The 7,397-nt window shown below is 38.6% G+C and carries 4 protein-coding genes; 3 read left to right on the top strand and 1 reads right to left on the bottom strand.

The features are described from left to right. Nucleotides 1–1,744 (top strand): T9SS type B sorting domain-containing protein (locus NHE85_RS10790; protein ID WP_252812037.1); only part of this gene is annotated, 1,744 nt, incomplete at its 5' end. A 29-nt stretch (nt 1,745–1,773) separates the two neighbouring features. Then, nucleotides 1,774–4,278, top strand: coding sequence for a T9SS type B sorting domain-containing protein (locus NHE85_RS10785; RefSeq protein WP_252812036.1), 2,505 nt, complete (start codon nt 1,774–1,776; stop codon nt 4,276–4,278). 102 nt (nt 4,279–4,380) lie between these two features. On the opposite strand, the gene typA is transcribed toward NHE85_RS10785, so the two are convergent. Beyond that, on the bottom strand, nt 4,381–6,180 hold the full coding sequence (gene typA / locus NHE85_RS10780; RefSeq protein WP_252812035.1) for a translational GTPase TypA: 1,800 nt from the start codon (nt 6,178–6,180) through the stop codon (nt 4,381–4,383). Between the two features lie 289 nt (nt 6,181–6,469). On the opposite strand from typA, the gene NHE85_RS10775 reads away from it, so the two are divergent. After that, on the top strand, nt 6,470–7,387 hold the full coding sequence (locus NHE85_RS10775) for a MerR family transcriptional regulator (protein WP_252812034.1): 918 nt from the start codon (nt 6,470–6,472) through the stop codon (nt 7,385–7,387). Nucleotides 7,388–7,397: the final 10 nt, after the last annotated feature.

Below are 7,397 nucleotides of genomic sequence, written 5' to 3'. Positions count from 1 at the left end.
GGCAGGTAACCCAAAAACATTATTTGTAAAGGTTACCACCCAGGATGGATGTGTGAGCTATACGACCCTTACCATCAAGGTACTTCCGCTGCCAACCCCGGATACCACCCCTGATGCACTGGTGCTGTGTGATGACAACGGAGACGGCGATGGTGTAGAGGAATTTGACCTTACCCAGGCCGCAGCCGATATAAAAGATAACGGTAGCAACTACATACTTACCTACTATACTACGCAGGAAGATGCGCAGAATGAAGTAAACCCGATAGCTGACCCCTCAGCCTATGAAAGCGGGACAGGTTCAGTGTGGGTACGTGTAGCCCTTGATACGCACAACCCTGCAGAGCCGATGTGTGCGCAGATCGTTGAGCTGCCGCTTATCGTTAACCCGCTTCCGCCGGTAGCCGACCTTGAGCCATTTGCGCATTGTGAGCAGAATACCGACGGTGCCTATGATTTTAACATCCAGGAGTATGTAAACAATGCCCTTGGCGGCAATGAAGCGGATGAGTATGATGTAGACTTCTTTGAAGACGCGGCACTTACCACCCCGGCAGTACCGGTAACAGCTTATCCTGTAACAGGAGGCAGCGGAACGGTATATGTAAGGGTAACCAATAACGAGACAGGCTGTATAATCGTAAAAGAGCTAACATTGTTAGTAGAGGAAGCCGCTATCGCCAATCCAATTACTACTGTATTTGATGAATGTGACTATGACGGTGCCAATGACGGTATCATCAGCACCTGGGACCTTACGGTTGTAGAAGGTGAAGTACTGGGCACGCAGGACCCTGCAGACTATGAGGTAACGTATTACACCAGCCCTGAAGATGCAGAGAACTATGAAAATGCCATAGCCACCCCTGAAGCCTATACCAATACTATAGCCGATGACCAGACCATCTGGGTAAGGGTGACCAATACCGCTACACTAAGCAAATGCCATGATATCACTACCTTCACCATGCATGTGGAGCGTCTTGCAGAACCTCAATTGCAGAGCGGTACATTATGTATCGACTTTGTTACAGGGGATGTACTTCGCAGTCACATTATAGATACAGGACTTGATGCAACTTATACTTTTGAATGGTATCATAATGGGCAATTAGTACCTAATGAAACCGGCCCGACACTTGAAGTTACCGAAGAAGGAGAATATACAGTCATTGCCATCAGTGCTAATAACTGTAATTCTGCTCCTATAGTGCCGGTAATGGTGCTTAAAAGCGGCCCTGCCACTCCTATAAAAGAAGGATATTATGTAACCAACGCCTTTAGTGACGAGCAAACCATAACAGTAATGGTAAATGGCTATGGCCAATATGAATACAAACTTGATGAGGATGGAAACTGGCAAACCTCAAATGTATTTAGGGATGTTAGCCCCGGAAGCCATATAGTATATATAAAAGATGTAAACCCTGATGGCTGTGAAGAAATAATGCTTACAGGAGTAAGCGTAATTGATTACCCTAACTTTTTTACCCCTAACGAAGATACTTTCCGTGATACATGGAATATTATAGGATTGGAACAGGAAGATGCGAAGATTTATATTTTTGACCGATATGGCAAATTCCTTAAACAAATAAGCGCTGTAGGCGAAGGATGGGACGGAACTTTTAATGGTGAAGATTTACCCGCATCTGATTATTGGTTTACAGTGACCTACAGAGAATATAACGGTACTACAGAAATTACAAAGGTATTTAAAGCACATTTTTCACTTTTAAGATAAAAAATGTAACTTTAAGGCTTTGCCCCGCTATGAAAAAAAGTATTTATCTTTTTATATTACTTTCATCTTTAAACACGTTTGCCCAGAAAGAGGCAGACAACTGGTTTTTTGGCATTTTTGCCGGAATACATTTTCAGGATGATGGCAGTGTAAATATATTAACGGGAAGTGCTATAGAAACTAACGAAGGCTGCAGCTCCATATCAGATTCATCAGGAAATTTACTTTTTTATACCGATGGCAGAAACGTATGGGACAGAAATCATGTTTTGATGCCTAATGGAAATTATAATACTGGCACCGGACTATTAGGAGATCCATCGAGCACGCAATCGGCAATAATAGTTCCCAAAAAAGGAGACGATACTACATACTACATTTTTACAGTAGATGAACCCCACCATCAAAATGCAGCTGTGTATCCCGAACAATTTACAGGAAGTTATGAAGACGGCGGTACTGTACCAAGCGAAGATGATGGTTTTAATAATGGTTTTAATTATTCTATTGTAGATTTATCGGTTACCGGAACAAACGGAAGCATTGGCGATGTTACTACGCGTAATACACATTTGGTAACTTATGATCCTGCAAACATTGAAGAAATTAAATATAAATGTTCTGAAAAGGTTACTGCTTTAAAAAACAGCAACGGGACCGGTTACTGGGTTGTTACGCACTTTATTGATAAATTTTATGCTTTTGAGGTAACAGCGGCCGGGGTTAATGAAACCCCTGTTGTAACACAGTTAGCTCCTGTAATACCAACATCCGGTTATAGAAGAAATGCCATTGGCTGTATAAAAGCATCCCCTAATGGAAAAAAAATTGCCGTTGCTCATATGCAGATGTCAACGATTACAGGATCTACAGAAACAAACGGAACTGTACGCTTATATGACTTCAATACAACTACCGGAATACTTTCAAACCCTGTAATAATAAGTGAAAACACATTACCTTATGGTGTTGAGTTTTCTCAAAAAACAAGAAAGTTATATGTATCTTACGACAATGCTAACGGCTTTGGCGGCGTACATCAATATGACCTTTTAAGTGAAAACATAGGAGAGCCAGATGTCTTGCTTGCAAATACAAGTCAGGGCGGGTCGCTTCAATTAGGTCCAAACGGAAAGATATACAGAGCGGTGGTCAGCAGCCCTTCTTTAGACGTCATAAATGCTCCTGAAGAAGACGGGACACTTTGCGATTATGTCCAAAATGGCTTATCTCTTGGAAACGGAGAATCATTTTTTGGCCTTCCCCCTTTTATAACATCCTACTTCTCGGTAAGTATTATAAGCCGTAAAAAATGTTTTAATGATATTACAGAGTTTGAGCTTAATATTGATGACGATTTTGACACTGTAGAATGGGATTTTGGAGACGGAACACCTTTAACCGCTCCTTCTGCAAGCATTGGTACTACACATCAGTATGCAGCAGTAGGGACATATACCGTAGTTGCAAAAATAACACATCAGGGAGAGATATCTTTTGCAAATACAGATATTATTATTGCTTCTGTACCAATAGCAAATACCCCTGTCACTATAACGTCATGCGATCCTGATAACGATGGAATTACTACTTTCAATTTGTCTCAAAATACCCCTATTATACTCGGAAGCCAGAGCAATACAACCCATACTGTAAAGTATTTCGGCTCCATAAATGATGCCGATGAAAATGTTTCAGAGTTAAATGAGACAGCTTATATAAATCATAGCAATCCTGAAACTATTTACGCCCGCATACAAAACAGTGCAACCCCTGAATGTTATGAGGTTACAAGTTTTTTAATAAATGCTTTAAAAAGCCCTGTTGTAAATAATGTTGAGCAGGCAATACTTTGTCTTAATGATCCCAATGGACTCACACTTACCGCTGTAGATACAGGATCATTACAATATGACTATGAATGGTCTACGGGGCAAACTACTAATAAAATCATCATACATTCCACAGGTGCATATACCGTTACAATTACAAATAAACTGGGCTGTAGCAATGACAGAACTTTTATAGTAGTGCCTTCGGATGCAGCAATTATAAATGATGTCATTGTTGAAGACCTTCGTGAAAATAACACAGCAACTATAATAGCTTCTCCACCATCAGGTGTCGTAACAGAATATCAATATAGCATCGATAAACCTAATGGCCCTTTTCAGGATTCAAACTTTTTTGAATACCTTACCCCGGGGCTTCATACTGTATATGTAAAAGATACTCAGGGATGCGGAATAACATCTCAGGAGATTACCATATTATCTATTCCGAAATTCTTTACCCCAAATGAAGACTCCGTAAATGACACCTGGAATATTATAGGTATCAACGCATTCTTTTTCCCAAACAGCAAGATATATGTATTTGACCGCTATGGCAAATTAATTGCAGATGTAAATCCGAAAGGTATAGGCTGGGACGGTACCTTTAACGGAGAACGAATGCCTGCAACCGACTACTGGTATGTAGTTTCTCTAGATGACGGACGCACCGTGAAAGGGCACTTTAGCCTAATACGATAAAAAATATAATCAGACAGCTACATCAAAGAAAAACGCTCCACAGTTGCGGAGCGTTTTTTATATAATCTGATAGTTAATTATTTATAATAACCATCAACGTAGTTACGCTATTTTAAAACGTTTTCTGTCGTTTTCATTCAGATAGATTTTACGAAGACGTAAGCTTTTAGGCGTTACCTCTACATACTCATCTTTCTGGATATATTCTAAAGCTTCTTCTAGAGAGAATTTGATAGCAGGAACAATTCTTGCTTTATCATCTGCACCAGATGAACGAACGTTAGTAAGTTTTTTGGTTTTAGTTACGTTAACAACCATATCGTCACCACGAGAGTTTTCACCAATAACCTGTCCTTCATAAATATCCTCGTTAGGATCTACAAAGAATTTACCACGATCCTGAAGTTTATCAATAGAATAAGGAATTGCTTTACCATTTTCCATAGAGATAAGCGATCCACTCAAACGTCCTGGAATTTCACCTTTAAACGGTTGATACTCTAAGAAACGGTGTGCCATAATAGCTTCACCAGCAGTAGCTGTAAGCAGCTGATTTCTTAAACCTATAATACCTCTTGAAGGAATATTAAATTTAACGATCATACGCTCACCTTTAGGCTCCATGCTTAGCATTTCACCTTTACGCATAGTAACAAACTCTACAGCACGGCCTGAAAGATTTTCAGGAAGGTCAATAGTAAGTTCTTCTATCGGCTCACATTTAACACCGTCAATTTCTTTTATAATAACCTGTGGCTGACCGATCTGAAGCTCATAACCTTCTCTTCTCATTGTTTCAATAAGAACAGATAAGTGAAGTACACCACGGCCAAACACCATGAATTTATCTGCACTGTCAGTTTCAGCAACACGAAGTGCAAGGTTTTTTTCAAGCTCTTTAGACAACCTGTCTTTAATATGCCTTGATGTAACAAATTTACCTTCTTTACCAAAGAAAGGCGAATCGTTAATAGTAAATAGCATACTCATAGTAGGCTCATCAATAGCAATAGATTTTAATGCCTCAGGGTTTTCAAAATCAGCAACAGTATCACCAATTTCAAAACCTTCAAGACCTACAATAGCACAAATATCTCCTGCTATTACTTCCTCTACCTTTCTGCGTCCAAGACCTTCAAAAGTATGAAGCTCTTTTATTTTAGATTTTATAATCTTACCGTCACGCTTAACAAGAGATATGTTCATACCCTCACGAAGAACACCTCTTTGAAGGCGGCCAATCGCGATACGGCCTGTAAAACTTGAAAAGTCAAGTGATGTAATAAGCATTTGAGGAGTACCTTCAGATACTTTAGGAGCAGGAATATGCTCAAGTACCATATCAAGTAGCGGCTCAATATTTTCAGTTTTGTTTCTCCAGTCTGTACTCATCCAGTTTTGCTTAGCAGAACCGTAAACAGATGGGAAGTCAAGCTGCCACTCTTCAGCGCCAAGCTCAAACATAAGGTCAAAAACTTTCTCATGTACTTCTTCCGGAGTACAGTTTTCTTTATCTACTTTATTGATTACAACACATGGTTTAAGACCAAGATCAATAGCTTTCTGAAGCACGAAACGTGTTTGCGGCATTGGCCCTTCAAAGGCATCAACTAACAGCAATACACCGTCGGCCATGTTAAGAACACGCTCTACCTCACCACCAAAGTCGGCGTGGCCCGGAGTATCAATAATGTTGATTTTAGTTCCTTTATACGTTACCGAAACGTTTTTAGAAGTAATAGTAATACCTCTTTCACGCTCCAGGTCATTGTTGTCCAGGATAAGGTCTCCCGTGTTCTCGTTTTCACGAAACAGCTGGCAGTGGTACATGATTTTGTCAACCAGTGTAGTTTTACCGTGGTCAACGTGGGCAATGATTGCAATGTTTCTAATGGACTCCATTATATATTTTTTTTGAAGGTGCAAATGTACACATTATTTCGACAAAAAAAACATTAGTTATGAGCAGGTTAGGTTTTATTTATTTCTGTATTTGAGCATGTTACAATAAAGCATATCAAACAATCAAACTTTTAGCATTAAAAAGTGCTCATAAGCAGACTCTCTTGAACTGATTTCATAAAACTGTTTACCTAAAGTTAACATACCAATTATGCTTTTAAAATTTAAACTAAGCCTTTTGTTATTTCTATTTAATTTTTAATTAATTTTGTTTAATTATTTTAATATAATGTCAAACAAAATTAAAAATGCTTTTACAATAAAGGACCTGGAAAATCTTTCAGGCATAAAAGCACATACTATACGGATGTGGGAAAAGCGGTATAATATGCTTGAACCCATGCGGACTGAAAGCAATATCCGCTATTACGACACGTATAACCTACAGAAATTACTCAATGTAAGCACCCTTAATTCTTTTGGTTATAAAATATCTGCTATAGCAAAAATGCCTTTGGAGAAAATACCGGCATTGGTAAAAGAGATTCTTTCAAATAAAAGCATGAGCAATCACGTGCTTAATAATTTTAAAATGGCAATGATGAATTTTGACCTGCCATTATTTTCCGCTACTTATGCTACACTGCAGTCCGAAAAATCATTTAAGGCTATATTTTATGAATTCTTTATGCCGCTGCTGGCAGAGATAGGCCATTTATGGCAGACCGGAACTATAACGCCTGCACACGAGCATTTTATAAGTGCACTGATCAGGCAAAAAATAGCGGCAAATACAGAAAAACTACAGCTTATACCCCCTACTAAAACCGACAGAGTTTACGTATTATACCTTCCCGAAAATGAGATACATGAAATAGGGCTTATGCTTATTAATTATGAATTGCTTTTACATGGCTATAAAACATTATACATTGGTGAAAGCATGCCTGTTAATTTTTTAAAAAGTATAAAAGATCATTTTGATAATATCACCTTTATTACTTACAGTATATCATATCCTTTTGCGGAAGACATTAATCAATACATCAGAACTGTAAAATCTGAAATTGTTAATGATGAGAACACCATGCTTTATCTGTTTGGCAAGAATGCACACCATATAAACCCTGCCTTAATAAATGAAAACATAAAGATATTTAACAGTATTGACGAGTTTACAGACACACTGCAATTAACAAATAGTTAAAACTTTTTGT

The organism is Flavobacterium sp. NRK1 (assembly GCF_024054175.1).
In the GTDB taxonomy this organism is placed as follows: domain Bacteria; phylum Bacteroidota; class Bacteroidia; order Flavobacteriales; family Flavobacteriaceae; genus Flavobacterium.
The sequence above is the reverse complement of the archived record's forward strand: the minus strand, read 5'-3'. Positions and strand labels throughout refer to the sequence as shown.

Coding starts and splice junctions, on each gene's coding strand:
- NHE85_RS10775 (WP_252812034.1), top strand. CDS start 6,470: ATGTCAAACAAAATTAAAAATGCTTTTACAATAAAGGACCTGGAAAAT.
- NHE85_RS10785 (WP_252812036.1), top strand. CDS start 1,774: ATGAAAAAAAGTATTTATCTTTTTATATTACTTTCATCTTTAAACACG.
- typA (WP_252812035.1), bottom strand. CDS start 6,180: ATGGAGTCCATTAGAAACATTGCAATCATTGCCCACGTTGACCACGGT.